Raw genomic sequence first — 23,044 nt, forward strand, 5'->3', positions numbered from 1 at the left:
GCCGTGCGGGCTGAGGCTCAGCCATCGGATTGTTCTTCCGGCGGCACCTGGCCTTCTGGCCAGTCGGGCGCCTCCTGCTCGGGTTCCGGCGTCGGCATCGGCTCGCCGGGGTCGTGCGCGATCGGGTCGACATAGGGATCGAGTGGGTGTTCGGGTGTAGGCTTGTGGGTATGGGCCATGATGCATCTCCTGCGTGACTGTCATTGGTTTGGCCGATACCGACGGGCCTGCGTTCATTCCAATGTGCATCTGCCGGACGGAACACATCCGTCACGCCCATACTCCAAACTGCTCGATGCCCGCACAGGAGGTCCGCCAATGTTCACCAGCCTGCTGACCTTCCTGGTCACCCTGGGCGCCATGGAAGCCGTCGCCTACCTGGCGCACCGCTACATCATGCACGGCTTCGGCTGGGCTTGGCACCGCTCCCACCACGCGCCGCGCCAGGGCTGGTTCGAGAAGAACGACCTGTATGCCGCGGTGTTCGCGGCGCTGGCCATCGTGCTCATCGCCCTGGGCACGGCTGGCTGGTATCCCCTGCAGTGGGTGGGGGCCGGCATGACCGGCTATGGCCTGCTGTACTTCGTTGCCCATGATGGCCTGGTGCATCGGCGCTGGCCGTTTCGGCTGGTGCCAAGACGCGGCTATGCCAAGCGGCTGTACCAGGCGCACCTGATGCACCATGCCGTGCGTAGCCGCGAGGGCTGCGTTTCGTTCGGTTTTCTCTATGTCCCGCCTATTGCCCGTTTGCGTGAACAGTTGCGTGCCCGTCAGGGTGGTGCGCTGAAGCGTTGCGACGCGGACGTTGCCACAGGGTCGGGTCACGATCCGGATAACGGCGAAAGCGCGCGCTGAGCGCTTGCCACAACCCGCCGGCCACAGCCAGCAGCTTTTCGCCCTTGCTCGTCGAGCAACGCGTGTCCCAGGCCGCGCTGCCACGTGCCAGCACTTTCAGGCCGATACCGCGGTACACCCGCGCGGCAGTCGCCACGGCCCAGGCCGATCGCCAAGGCAGGGCGGCCAGCCCGGCCTCGGCACTGGCGTAGTAAGGCTCGGCGGCGCCGACCAGGGCCCGGGCGATGCGCGCCAGGGCCTCGCGCTGGTGTGCGACGGCTACCTCGGTGATCGGAATCCCCTGGGCCTTCAGCCAGCGTTCGGGAATGTAGCTGCGACCGACGCCGGCATCCTCGACCATGTCCCGGGCAATGTTGGTCAACTGCATCGCCAGCCCCAGGTCGCAGGCACGGTCGAGTACCCGGGCATCCTGCACCCCCATCACCCGGGCCATCATCAGGCCCACCACCCCGGCAACGTGATAGCAGTAGCCCAGCACGTCCTCCAGCGTCTGGTAGCGCTGGCCGCGCACGTCCTGGGCAAAACCCTCGAGCAGCTCGAAGGGCTCGTGGCGGTCGAAGCCATGCCGTTGCGCCACTTCGCGCAGCGCCGCGAAGGCCGGTTCGTGCAGCTCGCCGGTGGACAGCGCGACATTGGTGCTGTGACGCAGTACCGTGAGGCGTCGGTACGCCTCCTCGACACTCATCAGCACGGCGCCATGCCCGGACTGCTGGCCGTCGATGACGTCGTCGCAGTGTCGGCACCAGGCATACAGCAGCACGGCGCTGCGACGGGTATCGGGGCTGAACAGCCGCGAGGCTGCGGCGAAACTCCTGGAACCCACTGCGATGCTGCGCTCGGCGTGCTCCAGCAGGGCTTGCTGATTCATCGGTGCAGGTCCTCCAGCATCAGTTGTGCGGTGGCCTTGGCCGATGCCACCACCCCGGGCACGCCGGCACCGGGATGGGTGCCGGCCCCCACCAGGTACAGGTTGTGCAGTTGCGCATCGCGGTTGTGCGGGCGGAACCAGGCGCTCTGGGTCAGGATCGGTTCGAGCGAGAACGCCGAGCCCAGGTGCGCATTGAGGTTGTCGCGGAAGTCTTCGGGGGTGAAGATGCGGCAGGTGAGCAAGTCCTGGCGCAGGCCTGGAATGTAGTGGCGCTCGAGGTATTCCAGGATCCGGTCACGGTAGCGCGGCCCTTCGACCAGCCAGTCGATCGCGGCGTTGCCCAGGTGCGGCACCGGCGCCAGTACGTAGTGCGTCGAGCAGCCCTCCGGGGCCAGGCTCGGGTCGCTGGCGCAGGGGGCGTGCAGGTAGAGCGAGAAGTCTTCGGCCAGATCGGGGCCGTTGAAGATGTCGCGGATCAGCTCCCGGTAGCGCGGCCCGAAGCACACGGTGTGATGACGCAAATGCGGTTGCGGACGCTTGAGACCGAAGTGAATGACGAACAGCGAATTGCTGAAGCGCTTGCCGGCCAGGTGCTTGCCCTGCGCCCGGCCTCTGGGGTGGGCGGCAAGCAGGTCTTTGTAGGTGTGCACCACATCGGCATTGGAGGCCACCGCATCGGCCTGCCAGTGGCGGCCATCGCTGGTGGTGACGCCGACCAGGCGATTGCCTTCGGTCTGCAGGGCGGCCACTTCGGCGTTGAGGGCCAGGGTGCCGCCGAGGTCTTCGAACAAGCGGACCATGCCTTCGACCAGCGCTCCGGTGCCACCGCGAGGAAACCACACCCCCCATTCGCGTTCCAGGGCGTGGATCAGGCTGTAGATCGACGAGGCGGCAAAGGGATTGCCGCCCACCAGCAACGCGTGGAAGGAGAAGGCCTGGCGCAGCTTGGGGTGGCGGATGTACTGCGCAACCATGCTGTAGACGCTGCGCCAGGCCTGCAAACGGGCCAGTTGCGGGCCGGCCTGGAGCATGTCGCGAAACGACAGGAAGGGCACCGCACCCAGCTTGACGTAGCCGGCGTCCAGCACCTGTCTTGAATAGGCCAGAAAGCGCCGGTAACCCTCGACATCACCGGGTTCCAGGGCATGGATCCGTCGCTCGAGGTCGTCCTGGTCGGCGCCGTAGTCGAACTCGGTCCCGTCCTCCCAGCACAGGCGGTAGAACGGGCTCACGGGCATCAGCTCGACATAGTCGCCCATCGAGCGTCCGGCCTCCAGGAACAAGGCTTCGAGGGCACCGGGGTCGGTGATCACGGTGGGCCCGGCATCGAAGGTGAACCCCATGTCCCGATAGACATACGCGCGCCCACCGGCCTTGTCGCGCCGTTCCAGCAAGGTGGTGCGCACGCCTGCGCTCTGCAGGCGGATCGCCAGGGCCAGCCCGCCAAGACCTGCGCCAATTACCACTGCGGATTTGCCTGGGGTCATCGAAGATCCTTGAAGTGACGGGGAGAATGACGCAGCGCTGCGGCCATCGCCGCAGCCACCGGCACCGGCGGCTTGCCGCAGAGGATGCGCAGCCGGTCGCGCCAGGTGCTGTTGCCGGCGTAGAAGCGCGCGATCAGCGGCGCCGGCAGTTGATGAAAGCGTTGCAGCACGCGCCAGCGCTCTTCGGGGCGCCCGGCCAGGAACAGCATGCGGTTGAGCAGCCGGTAGAAACCCTGGTGCCGGGAGTGCCGTTGCAGGTAGCGGGCCAGCGCATCGCCGGTCTGCCCGGCATCCTGCAGTGGCTGGACAGCCAGCCAGTCGGCCAGACGCACGGCATCGGGCAGCGAATAGCCGGTGGTGCTGTGGAACAGGCCTGCGCGCAGCCCTGCGCTGGGCTGGCCAGCGGCGGCTTGCCACAGGGCCGGGAAGTCTTCGGCGAGGGTGATGGGCAGCACGCCCTGTTCCTCGCGCAGGCAGGCCTGCACCGACCAGCCTTGCTGGCGCACGTAATCGGCGATCTGCCGACGCAGCCGGTCGGCATCGGGTGGGTCACGGTCCACGTAGTGGGTGTCTTCGACCAGCGCGGTATCGTCGCTGAACGGCAGTACATAGACGAACCGGTAACCCCCGTCCTGGGCGACCCGCGCATCCATCAGCACCGGCACCTCGAGCCCGTGCGGTGCGGCGAAGCGCAGTACCTGGCCGAGAAAGGCCTGGTGCCCGAGCACTCGATGCCCACTCGGCTGCACGCCACGGCCATCGATCACCAGGCGCGCCTGCAGACGGCTGCCGTCGCCCAGTACCACCTGCGTCGGCGACACGCGTTCGATACGGCAGCCCGTGCGCAGGCGCGGACCGAGCGCAGGGCTGATGACTTCGGCGAAGCGTGTGCTGTCGAGGCTGGCATAGCCGCAGGGCAGGGTGCGCGAGAACGCCGGGAAGTGCACCCGGTACGCTGGCCAGCGCTTGACCACCAGCGGCTCCAGCCAGCGCTGCTGCGCGGCGCTCAGGTCGGCGTCGTGGAACGACCAGGTGTGATTGCCGCCCAGCGTCGCAGCCTGCTCCAGGCACAGGATGTCCAGCTCCGGGCGCAGCATGCTCAGGCGCCAGGCGATCAGGCCGTTGGCCAGGCCTGCGCCAGCCAGGATCAGGTCATGCGGCATGGGGCGTCCTCCCGAGGCACGGCACGGCCACTGAGCAGGGCCTGTTCGATGAGCAGCGCGCCGCGTCGGGCAGCGTCGCCATTGGCCGGGCACGGTTGCAGGGGGGCGAACAGCCCCGGGGCTGGCCGCAGCAACTGTGCGAGCGCAGTGGCGATATCGCCGACGCCGGCCCGTCGTGACAGGCGCAATCCCAGGCGATGGTGCACCACCCGCGCGGCAACGCCCGGCTGGTCGAAGGCGATGGGCAGGACCAGTTGCGGCGTCCCGGCCACCGCAGCGTCGAGTACGGTGTTCAGGCCGCCGTGGCTGACGACCACGTCTGCCTGTTGCACCGCCCATTGCTGCGGCGCGAAGTCGGTGACGAAGGTTGCGCCGCAGCGCAACAGCTCGGCCTGTCGCGCAGCGCCGAGGCCGCCGCAATGGGCGACCAGCAGTTGAGCCTCCTGTTGGCGGCAGGCCTTGGCGATTCGCTTGAACAGGCCGGCGCGGTGACCTTGCAGGGTACCCAGGCTGGCAAACACCAGGGGGCGCCGCGGGTCGAGCGGCCAGGGCCCGGGTGGCGAAGTTCGCTCGCTGCGCAGCGGGCCCAGCGCATGGTAATGCGCCGGCAACTGCTGACGGGGGAAGTCGAAGTTCGACGGTGTCTGGCTCAATTGCAGCAGCGGCGAGAGGAACTGGTGCAAACCACGCCGCGGGGGCAGGCGGTAATGTTGGCACGCGCGCTGCAGCACCCTCGACAGCGGTGCCATGAACCAGTCGTGCACCCGTTCCGTGCCCTGTTGCAGGCGCAGGTCGTCCGGCGACAGGCCGTAGCCATGCCCCAGCACCGGCAGCGGCACGCCCGGTTCGCGATTCACCGGCAGGGCACAAGCCACGGACATGAACGGCAGCCCCATCGTTTCGGCAACGATGGCCCCGGCCGGGGCCATCTGGTCGCAGAGCAGCGCATCGACCTGCTCGCACTTGAGCACGGCCGGCAGCCGCTCGCACAACAGTGCGCAATTGGCCGCCATCTGCCGGATCAACCGGTGCAGGTGCCAGGGGTTGTCGGTGCGACCTGCGAGCTGTTGCATCCTGTGCAGGCGTGCCGCGCCGTCCCTGTCCGGCCCCAACCCGACATAGCCGATACGCGGATCATCGAGCCAACGCTCGGCACCAGGCTGCTGCACGAAGCTGACCCGGTGCCCACGCTCGACCAGCGCCACGGCGAGCGCCTGCAGGGCGCTGAAATGGCTGGGGTAGGTGGGGGCGATCACGGCGAAATAGCTCATGTCGGCAGCGGCATGCTGCCGACCAGGCGCGCCCGACGCAACTGCGCCAGGTTTGCCGAGCCGGTACAGAAGCAGGCGATGCGCAACTGGCGGATCATCACGTCGAAGTGTTCGATCACCGCCTCGCTGGAATGCGTCGCTGCCGCCAGAACACCTGCCGCCTGACCGACCAGGTCGGCCCCCAGCCGGATCGCCTTGGCCGCATCGATACCGTCGCGAACGCCGCCAGAGGCGATCAGGCCGACATCCGGCAGGGCACGTCGCACGCCGAGTACGCACTGCGCGGTGGGAATGCCCCAGTCGCGGAAGGCCAGGGCCACGGCGCGGTCGGCCGGAGTGGCGGCACGCTCGGCCTCTACGGCGGCCCAACTGGTGCCACCGGCACCGGCGACATCGATGCAGCTCACGCCGGCATCGACCAGTTGCCGGGCCACCGTCGGCGAGATGCCACTGCCCACCTCCTTGGTGATCAGCGGCACCGGCAATGCCGCCGCCAGGGCCTCGATGCGCCTGAGTATGCCGCGCCAATCCCGGTCACCCTCTGGTTGTACGGCCTCCTGCAGGGGGTTCAGGTGCAGGATCAGGGCATCGGCCTGCAAGGTTTCGACCGCACGCCGAGCCAGCTCAAGGCCATCGGGCTCGCGCAGTTGCGCTGCGCCCAGGTTGGCCAGCAGCGGGATGTCCGGGGCCAGGCGGCGCAATGCGGCGGTGAGGCCCTGGTCGTTGCCGCTGCGAAGCCCCACACGCTGCGAGCCGACGCCCATGGCGATGCCCAGGGCCTGCGCCGCTTCGGCCAGGTGATGGTTGATGGCGGCGGCGCGATCGGCGCCACCGGTCATGGAACTGATCAGCAGCGGCGCACGCAGTGTCTTGCCCAGCCACGGTGTCTGCAGGTCAATCGCAGCGAGGTCGAGTTCGGGCAGCGCGCAATGTTCGAAGCGCAGTGCCGACCAGCCTGCATCGTCGCCGCTGATACTGGACGCCGCGCCTAGGACGATGTCCAGGTGATCGTTCTTGCGTTGACTGAGCCTGTTTTCGGTCATGCCGGTTTCCTTGCAGGGAATCATTCGCGGACCTGCGGGGTCTCTGATGGAGACAACCTGTACGGCGTATTGCGTTTTGTATAGCTAAGCTGAAAAAACTGTACAGCTTCAGGCAGCGACACGTTTCAGTCGTTCCTTTTTCCCGCAGCGCACGCGCTGCCAGCATCCAGAGGCCGGAATGACGACCATGACCTGTGTAGCGGCGCTGACCGACACTGCCTTTGCCGAGCATCTGGCGCGCCTGCGCGCCGATCTCGACGGGCGTCTGCAGGCGTTGCTGCCCCAGGCCGGCCACGAGCGCGACCTGCTGGCCGCAGCCATGCGCCATTGCACGCTGGCACCGGGCAAGCGCTTGCGCCCGCTGCTGCTGTCGTTGCTGGCCGAAGACCTGGGTGGCTGCGCGCAGGCAGCGCTCGATGCAGGCTGTGCGGTGGAGATGGTGCACGCGGCCTCCTTGGTACTGGACGACCTGCCATGCATGGACGATGCGGCCCTGCGTCGAGGCCGGCCGACCCTGCACCTGGCGTTCGGCGAGGACGTCGCGATCCTGGCCGCCATTGCCCTGCTGTCGCGGGCGTTCGGCTTGCTGGCGAACCTGACCACCCTGAACCCAGACGTGCGCACCGCAATGGTGGCCACGCTTGCCGAGACCATCGGCGCGCAGGGGCTGGTCAAGGGGCAGTTGCAGGATTTGCGCGAGGGCGCCTGCCCACGCAGCCCGGAGCAGATCGCCGAGACCAATCAGCTCAAGACCGGGGTGCTGTTCGGCGCCATCATCGATATCGCCTGCGCCATGGTGGCGGCCTCGCCGGAGGTGAGCCAGGCGCTGCGAGGGTTCGCCCGCGAGCTGGGCCAGGCGTTCCAGTTGCTGGACGACCTCAGGGACGGTGACAGCGACACCGGCAAGGACTGCCACCAGGATCAGGGCAAGTCGACCCTGTATGCCTTGTGTGGCGAAGCCAGCACCCGCCAGCGCCTGGATGACCACCTGGCCAGCGCTGGGCTGTGCCTGGAGCGCGCAGGCCTGGGCGAAGGCCGTATCGCTTCGCTGATGCGTGCGGTGTTCATCGATGATCGCTCGAGCGTCAGGGTGGCCGCAGGCGCTGCGGCACGCTGATCAGTGCGCGGCGCCGCCAGGGCCGTGGCGTTTCACGGTTGCGCCAACTGCGCCAGGTAGTCGCCAAAGCCTTCGCGGGCGCGGCTGTCGCGGCGACTGCTGGTAGCCACGCTGTGGCGCGCGGTCCAGACGATCTGCGCGCCGCTGGCCTCCAGTGCCCTGACCAGTTGCACGTCCTCATGGGCCGCAAGCGCCTGGAAGCCGCCGACCCGTTGGTACGCCTGGGCACAGACCCCCAGGTTGGCACCATGGATATGCCGGTGGTCTTCCCGAGCTTCGTAGCGGCTGTGGTAGAGGCGCCGCAGGGCGGCATCCTGCCAAGGCTGCCAACGCTCCACGTGCACGGTGCCGCAGACCGCCTCGGCTGCGCATTGCAGTTGCGACAGCAGCCAGTGCCGGGGCACACGGCTGTCGGCATCGGTGCAGGCCAGCCAGCGTGCGCCTCGCTCGAGCATCGCGGCGGCCCCGGCCCGGCGGGCACAGCCGACGTTGCCGGCATCCAGGCTCAGGGTTTCGACGCCGTGCTGCCTGGCAATACGCTCGCTGGCGTCGCTGCAGCGGTCGAGCACCACCATGATCTGTACCGCGTGACCGCAGCTCTCGGCCTCGGTCGCTGCGGCCTTGGCCGCTTTCAGGCAATGGCCCAGACGACGTGCCTCGTTGTGGGCGGGGATGATCACGGCAATCATAGGCAGCGCTCGTCAAGATCGACCACGCTGGGCTGGCACGACCAGTACTCGAGCAGGAAATCTGCTTCTTCGTGGCGCAGCACCGAGTACAGCGGCAGGTGTTTGGCCAGCAGGTCATGGACTTCGCGGCCATCCTGCGGGCAGCCGGCGATGGGGTGGCGCCAGTGACAGGCCAGCAGCCCGCCGTCATAGCTCAGGCTGGCCACGGACTGCTCGATCACCCGCAGCCAGTCGGTCGGGTCCAGGTAGTAGCCCACTTCGCCGAGCACGATCAGGTCGAAACTGCCGCCCGGCCAATCGGCCGGCAGGCGCGCCTGCTCGACGCTGACATGCCTGGCATCGGCCAGGCGCTCGCGGGTCAGCTGCACTGCAGTCGGGTCGATGTCCTGGCACAGCAGGCTGGCACACCGCTCGGCGAGCAGGGCGCTCAGCTCGCCGTTGGCGCAGGCCGGCTCGAAGATGCGCTCGTAGCACTGACGCGGCAGGCTGGCCATCAACAGGTCGCGCTTGCGCTTCTCGTACCAGCGGGTGCGGAAGGCCCAAGGGTCGTCGTTGCCGGCATACAGGTCGGCGAAATATCGGGCGTCGAGGCTCATGGCAGGTCCTTGTCAGAGAAACACCAGTTCAAAGGGTTGCAGCAGGCATTCCAGCAAGCGTTGGGACAGCACCGGCGGTTGGTCGGCGTCCGGCTCCAGCTGGCTGGCGTGGGCCGCGATCGCCTGGCGCTTGCGTGCCAGGCTGGCTTCGTCGAGCTGGATGCGCCGCGCACGTTGCCAGGGCAGCCGAGGGTCATCGGGCGTCGCCCAGTGCCAGGCCCATACCGGCACTTCGGCAAGCTCGGCACTGCGCGCCTGGGCCGCCTGGGCGCAGGCACGGCCCACGGCCTCGTGGTCGCAATGGCCATCGTGGCGCCAGGGGCACATCAGCAGGTCGCCCGGCTGCAGCAACTGGCTCAGGTGATTGACCAGGAAGGCCTCGTCGCGGGGCAGGGCGCCGTCCTTGAGGTTCAGCCGCCGCCAGTCCAGATCCCTGACCTGCAGGTCGAGCTGCTGCAGGGCGTGATGGCTTTCCAGCGGTCGTTGATGGCGCAGGCGCCGCTCGCTCCACTGTTGCGAGCCCGGATGGCTGCCCTCGCCATCGGTGGCGGAAATCAGCAGCAGGTCCTGTTCGCGGCCGTGGAAATAGCTGAGCAAGCCCCCGGCCATGAGGATTTCGTCATCCGGATGCGGCGCCACCAGCACCAGGCGCCGGCCGGGCGGGCAGAGCTGTTCGGGGTTGATCCAGGCAGCCCGGGCCAGGTGTGCGGATTTCTGCCATTCGCTCCAGGGCGTGCCCTGGGCAGCCTGGATCAGGTTCTCGGTCATAGTTGCCAGGCTCCTGCTGGCAGTTGTGCCAGCTGTTGTCCGAGGGCCGCCAGGTCACGTTCGGCGTGGCTCTGGCGCAGATAAACCGGCAGGTCGGCACTGAGCCGCGCAAAGTGGCTGTTGCGGCAGAAGGGTGTTGCGCCCAGGGCGCGGCCGACATGCCGAATGACTTGTTCCACCGCCTGCTCGACCTGGGCACGGGTGCGGCGCACTTCGAAACTGGCGTCGGCCGCTGGCTGGCGGTCGATCCAGGCCGCGCACTCGCGCAATGCCGCACGGGCGCCGAACAGGGCGGCGTCCACGGCGCCCAGGTGGGCATCGGCGTGCGGATCGGGGCGTGGTTTGCGACAGTGCTCGCGCAGGTAGTCGGCCAGGGCCTCGGCGGCGCCGTACCAGCAGGCGGCGATACCGGCGCCGCCTTGCCAGAAGCCCGGGCGCGCGAGCTACTGGCCGGGATGGCCGACGGCGATGCCCGGCGAGTCGGTGAAACCGAGGGTGACGCTGGTGGTGGTGGCCATGCCTACTGCCTGCCAGTCCTCCACCGTGATCGACTGGCTGGGGTGCGACAGCTCGATGGCGACCAGTTGCGGCTGGCCATCGTCGGCCCACGCGGTGATCAACGCCTTGTCTATCTGCAGGGCGCCCGAACACCAGGCCTTGGCGCCGTCGAGGCGTACTTCGCTGCCCTTGCGCGCGACGATGCGGGCACGGGCATCGGGGGGCTCGGCTGCCCACACGCCCCAGGTCCCTTCGCCGACCAGATGTGCGCAGCCGCACTCGGCCAGGATTGCCAGCGCATCGGTATGCCCTTCATAGAGCTTGGCCAGCGCCAGGTCGCAGCCGGCGACGCGCGCCAGGGTCTGCCAACGCTGCAGGGTGTGGCCCTGGCCGGGCAGCGGCAGCAGGTCGAGGTGGTCGGCCTGCAGCGCCTGCAGCAGCGCCGGCAGCTGGGTGTCCAGGCTCAGTGCCTGCGGCCGTTCGCTGAACTGGCGCAGCAGGCGGTCGAGGTGGGTCAGGTCGAAATCCTGGATGATGCTCATGGTGTGGCATCCAGCCCCAATTGCTTGCGCATGCGCGCGGTGATCGATTGACGTGTCCTGCTCATGTCGGCCCAGGGATCGTCGACTTCCTGCAGTCGCTCGCGCAGGTTGCCGATCGTCCATTGGTTGGCGCCCTTGAGCTGGGTCAGCTCTTCGCGCCAGATGGGCACCGACACCGGCAGCCCTTCACGGGCACGCAGGGAGTAGGCGCAGGCGGTGGTGGCGCCCTTGCCGTTGCGCAGGTAGTCGATGAAGATCCGTCCGACTCGGTTTTTCGGCCCCGATACCGCCGACAGCCGATAAGGGAACAGCCCCGCGAGGTGGCGGACGATGGCGTGGCTGAAGTCCTTGACTTCGTCCCACCCCGCGCGCCGGGTGAGCGGCACTACCAGGTGGATGCCCTTGCCGCCGCTGGTCTTGATGAATACCTTCAGCCCCAGCTCGTCGAGCAGGGTCAGGGTCAGCTGGGTGGCTTCGAGCATGGCCTTCCACGGCAGGGCCGGGTCGGGGTCCAGATCGAGGACGAAACGATCGGGCCTGTCGAAGTCCTTGTGGGTGGCGTTCCAGGTGTGCAGTTCGAGCATGTTCATCTGCACCGCGCCGAGCAGGCTGTCGGCGCGGTTGAGCACCATGGCGGCCTGACCGGCCTGGGCCTTGTCGTAGGTCAGTACGTGGGGGATGTGCAACTGGCCGGCGTTCTTCTGGAAGAACAGTTCGCCGCCCAGCCCTTCGGGGGCGCGGACCAGCGCGACAGGGCGATCCTTGAGCTGCGGCAGGATCCACTCGGCGACTTCGGCGTAATACTCGGCCACCTGACGCTTGGTCACGCCAATGCTGGAGTCGATCACCCGGTCCGGGTGGGTCAGGCGCAGTTCGCCGAGCGACTCGGGCTCGGCCTTGCTGCGCTTCACGGTGTGCTTGGGCATGGCGCGTTCCAGGTCGATGTCGGTGGCAGGCTTGTCGTCACGCAGGCCATGGAACACCGCGTGGCGAACGATGCCGTCACGGGTCATCTGGGCGTAGGCGACTTCGGCCAGCAATTGCGGGCTGAGCCAGTGCACGCCTCGCGCTTCGGCTCCCGTGGGCGGGTTGGCGAGGTCAGGCCGCGTGGTTTCCAGGGGTTTCAGGCGGGCATGAATGCTCCGCAGGGTGTCGGTGCTGAAGCCGGTGCCGACCTTGCCGGCGTAGCGCAGTTCACCGCTGTCGTTGTCGTGCAGGGCCAACAGCAGCGCGCCAAAGGCGCTGCGGCTGCCCTTGGGGTCGGTGTAGCCAACGATCACGAACTCCTGGCGCTGCTGGCACTTGAGCTTGATCCAGTCGCTGCTGCGCCGGCCGCTGTAGAGGCTGTCGGCGCGCTTGCCGATCAGGCCTTCGAGCTGCAGGCGGCAGGCGCTGTCGAGCAGAGACTGCACGGGGTCGTGAAAATCGGCGGAATAACGCAGCACGTCGGAATCGCCATGCTCCAGCATCTGGTGCAAGGTTTCGCGCCTTTGCTGAAGGGGCACGTCACGCAGATCCTGGCCACCGAGGAACGGCAGGTCGAACAGGTAGTAGGTGATGGCTTCGTCGTCGTCGCTGTCGAAGGCATTCTGCAGGGCCTGGAAATCAGCGACGCCGTTTTCGCCGCTGACCACCACTTCGCCGTCGAGCCACGCGCTGTCCAGTTTCAGCGCGCGCAGCGCCTTGACCACCCGGGGCATCTTGCTGCTCCAGTCATGCCCGTTTCGGGTGAACAGGCGCACCTCCTCGCCCAGGATGCGCGCGAGGATTCGATAACCGTCGAACTTGACCTCGTAGTGCCAGTCGCCGCTGGGCGGGGAGTCGACCAGCGTGGCCAGCTGTGGTTGCAGCGTTTCCGGCAGCTCGACCTTGTCACGCTTGCGGGGCGGGCGTCTGCTCGGCGGCTGGCCGGCGGAAGGGCTGCTGGTCTTGGCCTTGCGCGGGACCAGGGTGCGGTCGCTGAGCACGCTGTCGGGCTGCGCCTCGACGATGCTGTAGTCGTCTTCGCTGCGCGCCTGGCCGTCGTTGGACTTGACCAGCATCCATTGTTCTTTCTTGCCCGCCAGGTGCGTGCGGAACAGGTTCCAGATGCCGCCGAGCTTCTCGCCCTGCAGGCGAAAGCGCAGCTTGCCCTTGCGATAGGCTTCATGCGGGTCACCTTCCGGCTCCCAGACACCCCGATCCCAGACGATCACATCACCTGCGCCATAGTGGCCTTCGGGGATATTGCCCTCGAAGTCGGCGTAGTCCAGCGGGTGATCCTCGACATGCACGGCCAGGCGCCGCACCTTCGGATCCAGCGACGGGCCCTTGGGGATGGCCCAGCTCTTGAGCGTGCCGTCGAGCTCCAGGCGAAAATCGTAGTGCAGGTGGCTGGCGTCGTGCTTCTGGATGCAGAACTGCAGGGCATGGGCGCTCGAGCCTCGCCGACGCTTGCCGGCAGGCTCGGGTGTGGCGTTGAAATCGCGCTTGCGCTGGTATTCCTGCAGCGGCTTGGCCATGGCGGGCTCCGGGACGATTCGCGGGTCTCTGAAGAATTGAGGGAGCGGGCGAGGGCAGAGTTCAAAAAAAGCGGGTGCGACAAAATCTGAATCTTCCCGCATACACCACGGTCGACCGCATGAACACATTCGATGGAGAGCCGTGATGGCCCAAGCAGACGATCCGAAGTACCGGCCCCAGGAAATCGACGACACCGAAGACCGTATGGGCAGCATCCGCGAACTGGACTTCAGCGAGCGCCAGGACGAGCGCCAAGGCCGTGTCGGCGATGAGCGCCCGGCCGGCGAGGTGGAGCAGGAGTTCACGCCGCAGCGCGTGGCCGAAAGCGGCATGAGCGGCGGCGAGGCGTTGAGTGAAAGCCTGAACGAGGACAACGTCACCCTCGACGACCTCAGCCCCGATACCCTGTTCGACCAGACCGGCGCCCGCGATCCGCACGAGCCCGGCAGTGCAGGCCCTGCCGACAAGAGCCTGCGGCAGGTCGATGAGGATGAGATAGGTGGCGGCAACGGCCTTGACGAAGCCGAACTGGCCCGCACGCAGCCGCTGGATGGCCAGTCGTAGCAGCCGCGGTGCGCCGCTGCGACTTGCTCGCAAATTCGTTACGTTCAGCGTAACGATCAGTCGCCGTGCTTGATTGATAGCCTCGATCCCCAGGCCTAATGTGACTTCACGACAGCGAACCCGTGGAGTCACCAATGACCACAACGAAGAATCCACCGCCGCAATGGTCGAGAAGGCGCGCTGAAAAGCAGCGCCGTCTCGAGCGGGTGCGTCACCTCGCCGATGGCGTGGTGCTGCCCACCGAGCGGATCGTCGAAGCCCTCGAACTGCTGATCGCCCCGGGTGATCGGGTGGTGCTCGAAGGCAACAACCAGAAGCAGGCGGACTTTCTTTCGCGCTCGCTGGCCAAGGCCGACCCCGGTCGTCTGCATGACCTGCACCTGATCATGCCCAGCGTCAGCCGCGCCGAGCACCTGGACCTGTTCGAACGCGGCATCGCCCGCAAGCTCGACTTCTCCTTCGCCGGGCCGCAGAGCCAGCGCATCGGCCAGTTGCTCGAAGACGGGCTGCTCGAAGTCGGCGCCATCCACACCTACATCGAACTCTACTCGCGCCTGCTGGTGGACCTGATCCCCAACGTCACCCTGGTCGCAGGCTTCACGGCCGACCGCGATGGCAACCTCTACACCGGCCCCAGCACCGAAGACACCCCGGCACTGGTGGAACCCACGGCGTTCAGCGATGGCATCGTCATCGCCCAGGTCAACCAGCTGGTGGACCGCGTCGACGACCTGCCACGCGTGGACATCCCCGCCTCGTGGATCGACTTCGTGGTGGTCGCCGACCAGCCGTTCTACATCGAACCGCTGTTCACCCGCGACCCCCGGCATATCAAGCCAGTGCATGTCCTGATGGCGATGATGGCGATCCGCGGCATCTACGAAAAACACCAGGTGCAGTCGCTCAACCACGGCATCGGCTTCAACACCGCCGCCATCGAGCTGATTCTGCCGACCTACGGCGAATCCCTGGGCCTGAAGGGCAAGATCTGCCGCAACTGGACCCTCAACCCGCACCCGACGCTGATCCCGGCGATCGAGACCGGCTGGGTACAGAGCGTGCACTGCTTCGGCACCGAGCTGGGCATGGAAGACTACATCGCCCAGCGCCCGGACGTGTTCTTCACCGGGCGCGACGGCTCGATGCGCTCCAACCGCCTGATGTGCCAGCTGGCCGGGCAGTACGCCGTCGACCTGTTCATCGGCGCCACCCTGCAGGTCGACGGTGACGGTCATTCCTCGACCGTCACCCGTGGTCGCCTGGCCGGTTTCGGCGGCGCACCGAACATGGGCCACGACCCGCGTGGCCGTCGCCATGCGACACCCGCCTGGCTCGACATGACCGTGCCGGACACTCTGCTCGAGCGCGGCCGCAAGCTGGTGGTGCAGATGGTCGAAACCTATCAGGAAGGCGGCAAGCCCACCTTCGTCGAGACCCTCGACGCCGTCGAGGTGGCGAAGAAGGCTGGCATGCCGCTGGCGCCGGTGATGATCTACGGCGATGACGTCACCCACCTGCTCACCGAGGAAGGTATCGCCTACCTGTACAAGGCGCGCAGCCTGCAGGAGCGCCAGCAGATGATCGCCGCCGTGGCTGGGGTCACGGCCATCGGCCTGCGCCACGATCCCAAGGATACCGAGCGCCTGCGCCGGGAGGGGCTGGTGGCCTTGCCCGAGGACCTTGGCATCCGGCGCACCGACGCCACCCGCGAACTGCTCGCCGCGCGCAGCATCGCCGACCTGGTGGAATGGTCGGGCGGCCTGTACAACCCTCCCGCACGGTTCAGGAGCTGGTGATGAAAGCACTTTGCATAACGCCGCTGGGCCTGCCGGACCGCTTGGCCGACCTGGCCGTGGAAGCGCTGATCGACGAGGCCGACCTCTCGCCCAAGCCCGGGCTGGTGGACCGGCGCGGCAGCGGTGCCCATGGCGACATGAGCCTGGCCCTGATGCATGCCTCGGCATTGTCGCTGTGGCCCTGCCTGCGGCAAATGGCCGAAGCCGCGCAACAGCATGGCGAGATCGGCGTTGCGCTGCGGGCCGAACTTGGCCGCCTGGGGCGCGAAGGCGAATCGGCGATGCTTGCCACCACTGCCGGTGTGAATACCCACCGTGGTGCGATCTGGGCGCTGGGTTTGCTGGTCGCGGCACGGGCACTGGGCCCGGCGAGCAGTGATCCGTACAGCCTCACGGCACGCGCCGGTCGGCTCGCGTTGATCGACGATCCGGCCGCTGCCACGCAGCACAGCCATGGCAGCCAGGTGCAGCGCCGCTACGGCGTCGCTGGCGCCCGCGAACAGGCGCAGCAGGGCTTCCCGGCGATCACCGGACACGGCCTGCCGCAACTGTGGCGCAGCCGCGCCGCCGGTGCCAGTGAATCCCACGCACGACTGGATGCCTTGCTGGCGATCATGGCCGTGCTCAGCGACACCTGCGTGCTCTGGCGCGCCGGCGAGCAAGGCCTGCAAGCGCTGCAGCAAGGTGCCCGCGCGGTGCTCGACGCCGGTGGCAGTGCCACCCTGGCCGGCCGCCGGGCGTTGCGCGCGCTCGATACCCGCCTGCTGCAACTCAATGCCTCTGCAGGGGGCGCGGCCGATCTGCTGGCCGCCTGCCTGTTCCTCGACAAAGCCGGGAGCCTGTGACATGGAAACCCTGAACTTTCAATTCCCCGCCGCGCAACCGGGCCGGGGCCGTACCCTGGTCGGCTGCGTCAGCTCCGGCGATCTCGAAGTGCTGATCGAGCCTGGCCAGGCCGGTAGCCTCGACATCCAGGTGGTGACCTCGGTCAACGGCAGCCAGGCGCGCTGGAACCAGCTGTTCCAACGCCTGTTCGACGGCCGCGTGCTGCCCGCCCTGAAGATCGACATCCATGATTTCGGCGCCACGCCCGGGGTGGTGCGCCTGCGCCTGGAACAAGGCTTCGAGGAGATCGGCCATGACTGATAGCGAACGCCTGCTGCGCAGCCGCAGCTTTGTCGAACTCGGCGCCCGCCAGCGGGCCCGGGCCTTGCTCGATGCCGGTACCTTCCGCGAACTGCTCGGCCCCTTCGACCGCCTGATGTCGCCCTGGCTGCCGCGCCAGGGCATCGTGCCCCAGGCCGATGATGGCGTGGTCATCGCCAAGGGTCGCCTGGAAGGACGTCCGGCCGTGGTCGCGGCCATCGAGGGCGCCTTCCAGGGTGGCAGCATGGGTGAAGTGGGTGGGGCCAAGATCGCCGGGGCGCTGGAGCTGGCAGCTGAAGACAACCGCAACGGCATTCCCACCTGCGCCGTACTGCTGCTGGAGACCGGTGGCGTGCGTCTGCAGGAGGCCAACCTGGGCCTGGCGGCGATTGCCGAGATCCAGGCCGCGATCGTCGAACTGCGGGCCTATCAGCCGGTGATCGGAGTGATCGCAGGTGCGGTCGGCTGCTTCGGCGGCATGTCCATCGCCGCCGGGCTGTGCAGTCACCTGCTGGTGACCCGCGAAGCGCGCCTGGGCCTCAACGGCCCGCAGGTGATCGAACAGGAGGCGGGGGTCGGCGAATACGATTCGCGCGATCGCCCCTTCATCTGGAGCCTGACCGGTGGCGAGCAACGCCACGCCTGCGGCCTGGCGGATGCTTATGTCGGCGATGATGTCGAGGCCATCCGCAGCCAGTTGCTGACATTGCTCGACACCCCGTCTGCGCAGCGTGCAGGTCGTTATGAAGGGTTCCTCGAGCGCCTGGCACAGCTGGGCGACGACTGCCCGCAACTCGATGCCGCCGCCGTGCGTGCCCTGTATCAAGGAGAAGCCTGATGAACCGTGCCCGCAATTGGTTGCAGGGCCTTGCCGGCGCCGAGCCGCTGGCAGGCTTTCCCGCCTCGGTGCAGGTGATCGATGGTGAACTGGACAATCGCCTGGCGCGCTTCATCGCCGTGGTGCCCGATCCGGCCAACCCTTTCCCCCGGGCCAGGGCCGGCGAGGTCGGCCTGCTTGAGGGCTGGGGCCTGGCCAAGGCTGTAGCCGAGGCGGTCGAGGCCGACCGCAATGGCGAAAAACGCGTGCTGGTCGCGCTGATCGATGTGCCCAGCCAGGCCTACGGTCGGCGTGAGGAAGCGCTGGGCATCCATCAGGCACTGGCCGGGGCCGTGGAGGCGTATGCCCAGGCGCGCCTGGCCGGGCATCCGCTGATCGGCCTGCTGGTCGGCAAGGCCATGTCCGGGGCGTTTCTCGCCCACGGCTACCAGGCCCAGCGCCTGATTGCCCTGGATGACAGCGGCGTGATGGTGCATGCCATGGGCAAGGCGGCGGCGGCGCGCATCACCCTGCGCAGCGTCGAGGAACTGGAGGCGCTGGCCGCCGACGTGCCACCGATGGCCTATGACCTGGCCAGCTACGCCTCATTGGGCCTGCTGCACCAGCGCCTGGCAGTGGACAACGCCGAGACGCCGAGCGCCGGGGACCTGGCGCGGGTTCGTGCCAGCCTGATCGATGCCGTGCGTGACATCGGTGACAGCACCGACCTGCGCACACGCCTGGAAGGCGAGCACCGCAGCGCGTCGCGCGAGGTTCGCCAGCGCCTGCGTAACCAGTGGCAGGAGGCCTGAGATGCACAGCCCACGCCCGCACGACCTGCTCTGGGGCATGACCCCGGCCATGCTGCCCGCCGATGCGCCTGCCTGGGCGCGCTCGGTGCTCGCCGCAGGTGAGCCGGTGGTGGTGCGCAGGGCTGCCCTGCAGGCGGGTTGGATCGCCATTGGAGTGCGTGGGCGAGGGCGCGAGCAGCGCTTTGCCTGGCAGATGCGCGAGGCGGATGTCCGTCGGCAGACGAGCCCCGAGGCGCTGCGTGCAGCTGGCGATCTTTCGTCGCCGGCCCTGCATGCGCTGGCACAGGTCTGCGTGCGCCTGCAAGGCCTGGATCTTGAGTGGGGACCTACCGGCAGTACCGGCTTCCAGCTCGCGACCGGGATCGAGGTGCTGCACGCTGACAGCGATCTTGATCTGCTGCTGCGTGCCCCTGTGCCAATGGCCCGGGATCGGGCCGCCTGGCTGTTGGGTCAACTGGACGATCTCGCCTGCCGCGTCGATGCCCAGTTGGAAACGCCTCAGGGCGCCGTCGCCCTGCGCGAGTGGGCCGGCGCGGCGCGCAAGGTGCTGTTGAAATCGCCGACGGGGGCCTGCCTGGTCAGCGATCCGTGGCAACGCCTGGAGGATGCGGCATGAGCAGCCTGTTCGCGTTTCCGGGCCAGGGTGCGCAGGAAGCAGGGATGCTGCAGCGCCTGCCGCAGGGCAGTGACGACCTGCTCGATGCCGCCAGCGAGGCGCTTGGCGAGCAGGCAAGGGCACTCGACAGCGCCGAGGCGTTGCGCCATACCCGTGCCGTACAGCTGTGCCTGCTGCTGACTGGCGTGGCCTGGGCACGATGGCTGATGCAGCGCAGTCCGGCGCCAGACTGTGTCGCCGGGTTGTCGATCGGTGCCTACGCGGCAGCCGTCAGCGCCGGTGCACTGGCCCTGGACGACGCCGTGCGCCTGGTGTCGCTGCGCGGCCAACTGATGCAGGATGCGTATCCGACCGGCTATGGCATGACCGCCCTGAGCGGTCTCGACGTGCCCGGTGTCGAGCGTCTGCTCGAGGAGGTCGGTGGCGAGGTGTATCTGGCCAACCTCAACAGCGACAACCAGATCGTCATCGCCGGCAGCGAGGCGGCGATGACGGCAGTCGCCGCCCTGGCACGCCGCCAGGGCCAGGGCGTGGCCAGGCGCCTGGCGGTCAGCGTGCCGTCGCACTGCCCGTTGCTCGCCGAGCCCGCTGCCACCCTGGCCGCCGCTTTCGCCGACGTACCGCTGCGCCGCCCGAGCATCACCTATCTGAGCGGCAGCACGGCACGACCGATCTTCGACCCTGAACGACTGCGTGACGACCTGGCCGGCAACATGGCCCGGGTCGTCGACTGGCGCGCGACCCTGCGCAGCGCCTGGGAACGTGGCGTGCGTCTGCACCTGGAACTGCCGCCCGGCAGCGTGCTCACCGGCCTTGCCCGGCGGGTCTTCGAGCCGGGCAAGGTGCTGAGCGTGGCCTCGACCCGGGTGGACAGCCTCGATGCCCTGTTGCGTCAGGAGGTGGCCGACAAGCGATGACCGCGCTGTAGCTCGAAGGACAACAACAAACAACTTCGATCCATCCTGAGGATAACAACAATGATCATCTATGGTGTGGCTCTGCTGGCGGTATGTACGCTGGCCGGCGTCATCGTCGGCGACTTCCTGGGCGTGCTGCTGGGCGTCAAATCCAATGTGGGCGGGGTCGGCATCGCCATGATCCTGTTGATCTGCGCCCGCCTGTACATGCACCGCAACGGGGGCATGAGCAAGGAGTGCGAGTTCGGTGTCGGTTTCTGGGGTGCGATGTACATCCCGGTGGTGGTGGCCATGGCCGCCCAGCAGAACGTGGTGACCGCCCTGCACGGTGGGCCTGTGGCGCTGGTCGCGGCAATCGGTGCGGTACTGGTGTGTGGCGCGACCATCGCGCTGATCAGCCGCAGTCATCGCGGCGAGCCGCTGCCTGCTCTGGAAACAGCGCCTCAGGGCGCCGTGCAGCCTGCACCTGCGGGAGGTCGCTGAGATGTGGCCACTCATTGAAAAAGCCCTGGAACACAACGACCTGATCACTGCCTTCGCTGTCGTGGGCGCGGTGATGTGGGTGTCGGTGATGTTGTCCAGGTACCTCACCTTTGGACGGGTCCATGGCTCGGCCATCGCCATTGTCATCGGCCTGGTGCTGGCCTGGATCGGCGGCAATCTGACGGGCGGCCAGAAAGGCCTGGCCGACGTCACCCTGTTCTCCGGGATCGGGCTGATGGGTGGGGCTATGCTGCGTGATTTCGCCATCGTCGCCACGGCGTTCGAGGTGCAGGCTACCGAGGCGCGCAAGGCCGGGATGATCGGCGCGGTGGCCTTGCTGCTGGGCACCGTGCTGCCGTTCATCGTCGGGGCGGCGGTGGCCTGGGCCTTCGGTTACCGTGATGCGGTGAGCATCACCACCATCGGTGCGGGGGCGGTGACCTACATCGTCGGGCCGGTCACTGGTGCGGCACTGGGCGCGAGTTCCGATGTGATGGCGTTGTCGATTGCCACCGGGCTGATCAAGGCGATCCTGGTGATGGTGTTCACACCTGTGTCGGCACGCTTGCTGGCGTTGGACAATCCGCGCTCGGCGATGGTGTTCGGGGGGCTGGCGGGAACGGTTTCCGGGGTCACGGCCGGGTTGGCGGCGACGGACCGGCGGTTGGTGCCCTATGGGGCGTTGACGGCTACGTTCCATACGGGGCTTGGGTGCTTGATGGGGCCTTCGATTCTTTACTTCTGTGTTCGGGGCCTGGTCGGATAAGGGCTGTTGCTGTTGCTGTTGCTGTTGCTGTTGCTGTTGCTCTGGCTTCTGAGTGCGCGGTGGATCAGACACCACAGGGTGCGACCTCAGGAGGCCGAGCAGAGGTGCCTGTAGGGCCAGGCGCGCAGCGCCCTTCGGCGTCAGCCGAAGTCGCCAGGCGAAGTGTTTGCGCAGCAAACCGTAGCGGCGATGGGCCCGGAAGGCGCCGGCGCGAGGGGACCCGGAGCGAAGCGGAGGGCCGTATGTGGGAGCGAGGCGGTTTTGGTTACTTTGCCCGCGAGCAAAGTGACTCGCTGTAAAAGCGAAAAGGTGATTGGGCATCACACTGGCAAACGGATATACACACGATTTTCGCATCATCGCGCTTTTTTAACCGCCTTGAGGCGAGCTGCATGGCTGCATGAATGGAGTGAATATCCGTTTGCCAGGGTGAGGCTCAATCACCTTTCCGCCCTTACGGCGGGTCCCTTTTTGGAGCCCCAAAAAGGAACCAAAAAGGGCTGGCTCCCACATACGGCCCTCCGCTTCGCTCCGGGTCCCCTCGCTCCGGCGTCTTACGGGCCCATCGCCGCTACGGTTTGCTGCGCAAACACTTCGCTTGGCGACTTCGGCTAACGCCGAAGGGCGCTGACGCGCCTGGCCCTTCAGACACCTACGCTCGGCCTCCTGAGGTCGCGATTTGTGGCGCCTGAGCTATCGCGCACTTAGAAGCAAGATCAAAAGCAAAAGCAAAAGCAAAAGCAAAGACGGAGGCGGTTGGATTGGAAGGGTGACCCATCAAACCTCCCTGCCATACATCCGACACTCCGCCAGCAACGCCAACAAATTCGGCTCTCTCTCCCGCGCCCTCAGAAACACCACGCCAATATGCTGCTGCAAGCGATACCGCGCCTGCAGCGCAATCAACCGCACACGATTCTCGTACACCGCAGCAATGCGTCCCGGCAACAGGGCGTAGCCAACCCCCGAACTGACCATGCTCAGCAGGGTGAAGATATCGTTGACCTGCATCGCCACCTTCGGCTCGAAACCAGCCTGTTCGAACACCCGCCCACCGTCACGGTGTGTGGCGAAACCCTGGGTGAGGGTGATGAAGGTCGAATCAGCGAGGTCCGCCAGATCGACTTCGGCCTGGGCGGCGAAGGGCGAATCGGTCGGTACGGCGAGGAATATATCGTCGGAAAACAGCGCCAGATGCTCGCAGGCCGGATCATTGGTGCTGTCGTCCAGCGACACCAGGATGGCGTCCAGTTCGTGGTTCTTCAGGCGGTGCAGCAAGTCGACGTTCGAGCCTAGGGTGAGGTCGATGTTCAGCTCGCTGCGGCGCAGCTTCAGGCCCATGACCAGCTTGGGTACCGTCTTGACCGTCAGCGAGTACAAGGCACCGAGACGGAAACGCTCGGCGTAGAAACCTGCGGCCTCGCGGGTCTGGCGCACCATCTGCTCGGCGTCCTGCAGCAACTGCCGGGCCTTTTTCTCCAGCACATAAGCACTTTCCAGTGGGATCAGCTGACGGCCTTCGTGCTTGAACAACGGGCAGCGCAGGGCGTTCTCCAGCGAATGGATGGCCCGGTGCACGCTGACTGCGCTGGTCGACAACTCACTGGCAGCGCGGCCCAGGTTGCCGCTGCGCATGAAGGCGAGAAAGGTCTCGAGCTTCTTGAGGGTCAGTTCTTCGTCGATCAGCATGCACAGGCGCTCGCGGCAGTCGGAACGCCGATCATGCCA

The 23,044-nt window shown here is 67.3% G+C and carries 23 protein-coding genes and 1 pseudogene; 12 read left to right on the forward strand and 12 right to left on the reverse strand.

Annotated elements, in window-relative coordinates:
* Nucleotides 1-17: 17 nt before the first annotated feature.
* Nucleotides 18-179, reverse strand: a complete 162-nt coding sequence (locus AC1TXO_RS12585) for a hypothetical protein (RefSeq protein ID WP_486406629.1) — start codon at nt 177-179, stop codon at nt 18-20.
* Nucleotides 180-318: 139 nt separating this feature from the next.
* Between AC1TXO_RS12585 and AC1TXO_RS12590 the strand changes: the two genes are divergently transcribed.
* Complete coding sequence (locus AC1TXO_RS12590; RefSeq protein ID WP_486406630.1) at nt 319-855, forward strand: sterol desaturase family protein; 537 nt, start codon at nt 319-321, stop codon at nt 853-855.
* Here the strand turns inward: AC1TXO_RS12590 and AC1TXO_RS12595 are convergent.
* From AC1TXO_RS12595 to fni, 5 genes are read right to left on the reverse strand one after another with little or no spacing between them, the layout of a single operon-like run.
* The gene (locus tag AC1TXO_RS12595; protein WP_486406631.1) at nt 737-1,723 is read right to left on the reverse strand and encodes a phytoene/squalene synthase family protein; all 987 of its coding nucleotides are present in this window, start codon (nt 1,721-1,723) and stop codon (nt 737-739) included. The two genes, AC1TXO_RS12590 and AC1TXO_RS12595, sit on opposite strands and share 119 nt — an antisense overlap.
* On the reverse strand, nt 1,720-3,210 hold the full coding sequence (locus AC1TXO_RS12600) for a phytoene desaturase (protein ID WP_486406632.1): 1,491 nt from the start codon (nt 3,208-3,210) through the stop codon (nt 1,720-1,722). The genes AC1TXO_RS12595 and AC1TXO_RS12600 overlap by 4 nt, the downstream gene beginning before the upstream one ends.
* The gene (gene crtY, locus AC1TXO_RS12605; protein WP_486406633.1) at nt 3,207-4,373 is read right to left on the reverse strand and encodes a lycopene beta-cyclase CrtY; all 1,167 of its coding nucleotides are present in this window, start codon (nt 4,371-4,373) and stop codon (nt 3,207-3,209) included. Before crtY ends, AC1TXO_RS12600 begins: the two co-directional genes overlap by 4 nt.
* Entirely contained in the window at nt 4,358-5,644 is a 1,287-nt protein-coding gene (locus tag AC1TXO_RS12610; RefSeq protein ID WP_486406634.1) for a glycosyltransferase, read from the reverse strand. The genes crtY and AC1TXO_RS12610 overlap by 16 nt, the downstream gene beginning before the upstream one ends.
* Nucleotides 5,641-6,687 carry a type 2 isopentenyl-diphosphate Delta-isomerase gene (fni, locus tag AC1TXO_RS12615; RefSeq protein ID WP_486406635.1) on the reverse strand — a complete coding sequence of 349 codons (1,047 nt, stop codon included), beginning with the start codon at nt 6,685-6,687 and terminating at the stop codon, nt 5,641-5,643. Before fni ends, AC1TXO_RS12610 begins: the two co-directional genes overlap by 4 nt.
* Nucleotides 6,688-6,874: 187 nt before the next feature.
* On the opposite strand from fni, the gene AC1TXO_RS12620 reads away from it, so the two are divergent.
* Nucleotides 6,875-7,804 (forward strand): polyprenyl synthetase family protein, encoded by a 930-nt coding sequence (locus AC1TXO_RS12620; protein ID WP_486406636.1) that lies wholly within the window; start codon nt 6,875-6,877, stop codon nt 7,802-7,804.
* A 32-nt stretch (nt 7,805-7,836) separates the two neighbouring features.
* Here AC1TXO_RS12620 and AC1TXO_RS12625 read toward each other — a convergent pair whose 3' ends face one another.
* The 5 genes and pseudogenes from AC1TXO_RS12625 to ligD all read right to left on the reverse strand — a co-directional run bounded on the left by AC1TXO_RS12625 (nt 7,837) and on the right by ligD (nt 13,398).
* Complete coding sequence (locus AC1TXO_RS12625) at nt 7,837-8,493, reverse strand: glycosyltransferase family 2 protein (protein WP_486406637.1); 657 nt, start codon at nt 8,491-8,493, stop codon at nt 7,837-7,839.
* A complete protein-coding gene (locus AC1TXO_RS12630) occupies nt 8,490-9,089 on the reverse strand; it encodes a class I SAM-dependent methyltransferase (RefSeq protein ID WP_486406638.1) in 600 nt (199 codons plus the stop codon). The genes AC1TXO_RS12625 and AC1TXO_RS12630 overlap by 4 nt, the downstream gene beginning before the upstream one ends.
* Before the next feature lie 12 nt (nt 9,090-9,101).
* A complete protein-coding gene (locus AC1TXO_RS12635) occupies nt 9,102-9,857 on the reverse strand; it encodes a PIG-L deacetylase family protein (protein ID WP_486406639.1) in 756 nt (251 codons plus the stop codon).
* Nucleotides 9,854-10,897: pseudogene (locus AC1TXO_RS12640) on the reverse strand (acyl-CoA dehydrogenase family protein). The gene AC1TXO_RS12635 and the pseudogene AC1TXO_RS12640 overlap by 4 nt, the downstream one beginning before the upstream one ends.
* A complete protein-coding gene (gene ligD / locus AC1TXO_RS12645) occupies nt 10,894-13,398 on the reverse strand; it encodes a DNA ligase D (RefSeq protein ID WP_486406640.1) in 2,505 nt (834 codons plus the stop codon). The pseudogene AC1TXO_RS12640 and the gene ligD overlap by 4 nt, the downstream one beginning before the upstream one ends.
* A gap of 145 nt (nt 13,399-13,543) precedes the next feature.
* Between ligD and AC1TXO_RS12650 the strand changes: the two genes are divergently transcribed.
* From AC1TXO_RS12650 to madM, 10 genes are all read left to right on the forward strand, one after another.
* Nucleotides 13,544-13,963, forward strand: a complete 420-nt coding sequence (locus tag AC1TXO_RS12650) for a phosphotransferase system, HPr-related protein (RefSeq protein ID WP_486406641.1) — start codon at nt 13,544-13,546, stop codon at nt 13,961-13,963.
* Between the two features lie 134 nt (nt 13,964-14,097).
* The gene (gene mdcA / locus AC1TXO_RS12655; protein ID WP_486406642.1) at nt 14,098-15,759 is read left to right on the forward strand and encodes a malonate decarboxylase subunit alpha; all 1,662 of its coding nucleotides are present in this window, start codon (nt 14,098-14,100) and stop codon (nt 15,757-15,759) included.
* Complete coding sequence (locus AC1TXO_RS12660) at nt 15,759-16,604, forward strand: triphosphoribosyl-dephospho-CoA synthase (RefSeq protein WP_486406643.1); 846 nt, start codon at nt 15,759-15,761, stop codon at nt 16,602-16,604. Before mdcA ends, AC1TXO_RS12660 begins: the two co-directional genes overlap by 1 nt.
* Nucleotide 16,605: 1 nt before the next feature.
* Nucleotides 16,606-16,905 carry a malonate decarboxylase subunit delta gene (locus AC1TXO_RS12665; RefSeq protein ID WP_486406644.1) on the forward strand — a complete coding sequence of 100 codons (300 nt, stop codon included), beginning with the start codon at nt 16,606-16,608 and terminating at the stop codon, nt 16,903-16,905.
* On the forward strand, nt 16,898-17,743 hold the full coding sequence (locus AC1TXO_RS12670) for a biotin-independent malonate decarboxylase subunit beta (RefSeq protein ID WP_486406645.1): 846 nt from the start codon (nt 16,898-16,900) through the stop codon (nt 17,741-17,743). Before AC1TXO_RS12665 ends, AC1TXO_RS12670 begins: the two co-directional genes overlap by 8 nt.
* Nucleotides 17,743-18,534 (forward strand): biotin-independent malonate decarboxylase subunit gamma, encoded by a 792-nt coding sequence (gene mdcE, locus AC1TXO_RS12675; protein ID WP_486406646.1) that lies wholly within the window; start codon nt 17,743-17,745, stop codon nt 18,532-18,534. Before AC1TXO_RS12670 ends, mdcE begins: the two co-directional genes overlap by 1 nt.
* Nucleotide 18,535: 1 nt before the next feature.
* Nucleotides 18,536-19,150 carry a malonate decarboxylase holo-ACP synthase gene (locus tag AC1TXO_RS12680; protein WP_486406647.1) on the forward strand — a complete coding sequence of 205 codons (615 nt, stop codon included), beginning with the start codon at nt 18,536-18,538 and terminating at the stop codon, nt 19,148-19,150.
* Entirely contained in the window at nt 19,147-20,067 is a 921-nt protein-coding gene (gene mdcH / locus AC1TXO_RS12685) for a malonate decarboxylase subunit epsilon (RefSeq protein WP_486406648.1), read from the forward strand. Before AC1TXO_RS12680 ends, mdcH begins: the two co-directional genes overlap by 4 nt.
* A gap of 60 nt (nt 20,068-20,127) precedes the next feature.
* The gene (gene madL / locus AC1TXO_RS12690) at nt 20,128-20,550 is read left to right on the forward strand and encodes a malonate transporter subunit MadL (RefSeq protein WP_486406649.1); all 423 of its coding nucleotides are present in this window, start codon (nt 20,128-20,130) and stop codon (nt 20,548-20,550) included.
* A gap of 1 nt (nt 20,551) precedes the next feature.
* Entirely contained in the window at nt 20,552-21,316 is a 765-nt protein-coding gene (gene madM, locus AC1TXO_RS12695) for a malonate transporter subunit MadM (RefSeq protein ID WP_486406650.1), read from the forward strand.
* Nucleotides 21,317-22,093: 777 nt separating this feature from the next.
* On the opposite strand, the gene AC1TXO_RS12700 is transcribed toward madM, so the two are convergent.
* Nucleotides 22,094-23,005, reverse strand: coding sequence for a LysR family transcriptional regulator (locus AC1TXO_RS12700; protein WP_486406651.1), 912 nt, complete (start codon nt 23,003-23,005; stop codon nt 22,094-22,096).
* Nucleotides 23,006-23,044 lie beyond the last annotated feature (39 nt).

The sequence above is a fragment of the Pseudomonas sp. FA117 genome (assembly GCF_057370475.1).

Coding starts and splice junctions, on each gene's coding strand:
- AC1TXO_RS12585 (WP_486406629.1), bottom strand. CDS start 179: ATGGCCCATACCCACAAGCCTACACCCGAACACCCACTCGATCCCTAT.
- AC1TXO_RS12590 (WP_486406630.1), top strand. CDS start 319: ATGTTCACCAGCCTGCTGACCTTCCTGGTCACCCTGGGCGCCATGGAA.
- AC1TXO_RS12595 (WP_486406631.1), bottom strand. CDS start 1,723: ATGAATCAGCAAGCCCTGCTGGAGCACGCCGAGCGCAGCATCGCAGTG.
- AC1TXO_RS12600 (WP_486406632.1), bottom strand. CDS start 3,210: ATGACCCCAGGCAAATCCGCAGTGGTAATTGGCGCAGGTCTTGGCGGG.
- crtY (WP_486406633.1), bottom strand. CDS start 4,373: ATGCCGCATGACCTGATCCTGGCTGGCGCAGGCCTGGCCAACGGCCTG.
- AC1TXO_RS12610 (WP_486406634.1), bottom strand. CDS start 5,644: ATGAGCTATTTCGCCGTGATCGCCCCCACCTACCCCAGCCATTTCAGC.
- fni (WP_486406635.1), bottom strand. CDS start 6,687: ATGACCGAAAACAGGCTCAGTCAACGCAAGAACGATCACCTGGACATC.
- AC1TXO_RS12620 (WP_486406636.1), top strand. CDS start 6,875: ATGACCTGTGTAGCGGCGCTGACCGACACTGCCTTTGCCGAGCATCTG.
- AC1TXO_RS12625 (WP_486406637.1), bottom strand. CDS start 8,493: ATGATTGCCGTGATCATCCCCGCCCACAACGAGGCACGTCGTCTGGGC.
- AC1TXO_RS12630 (WP_486406638.1), bottom strand. CDS start 9,089: ATGAGCCTCGACGCCCGATATTTCGCCGACCTGTATGCCGGCAACGAC.
- AC1TXO_RS12635 (WP_486406639.1), bottom strand. CDS start 9,857: ATGACCGAGAACCTGATCCAGGCTGCCCAGGGCACGCCCTGGAGCGAA.
- ligD (WP_486406640.1), bottom strand. CDS start 13,398: ATGGCCAAGCCGCTGCAGGAATACCAGCGCAAGCGCGATTTCAACGCC.
- AC1TXO_RS12650 (WP_486406641.1), top strand. CDS start 13,544: ATGGCCCAAGCAGACGATCCGAAGTACCGGCCCCAGGAAATCGACGAC.
- mdcA (WP_486406642.1), top strand. CDS start 14,098: ATGACCACAACGAAGAATCCACCGCCGCAATGGTCGAGAAGGCGCGCT.
- AC1TXO_RS12660 (WP_486406643.1), top strand. CDS start 15,759: ATGAAAGCACTTTGCATAACGCCGCTGGGCCTGCCGGACCGCTTGGCC.
- AC1TXO_RS12665 (WP_486406644.1), top strand. CDS start 16,606: ATGGAAACCCTGAACTTTCAATTCCCCGCCGCGCAACCGGGCCGGGGC.
- AC1TXO_RS12670 (WP_486406645.1), top strand. CDS start 16,898: ATGACTGATAGCGAACGCCTGCTGCGCAGCCGCAGCTTTGTCGAACTC.
- mdcE (WP_486406646.1), top strand. CDS start 17,743: ATGAACCGTGCCCGCAATTGGTTGCAGGGCCTTGCCGGCGCCGAGCCG.
- AC1TXO_RS12680 (WP_486406647.1), top strand. CDS start 18,536: ATGCACAGCCCACGCCCGCACGACCTGCTCTGGGGCATGACCCCGGCC.
- mdcH (WP_486406648.1), top strand. CDS start 19,147: ATGAGCAGCCTGTTCGCGTTTCCGGGCCAGGGTGCGCAGGAAGCAGGG.
- madL (WP_486406649.1), top strand. CDS start 20,128: ATGATCATCTATGGTGTGGCTCTGCTGGCGGTATGTACGCTGGCCGGC.
- madM (WP_486406650.1), top strand. CDS start 20,552: ATGTGGCCACTCATTGAAAAAGCCCTGGAACACAACGACCTGATCACT.
- AC1TXO_RS12700 (WP_486406651.1), bottom strand. CDS start 23,005: ATGCTGATCGACGAAGAACTGACCCTCAAGAAGCTCGAGACCTTTCTC.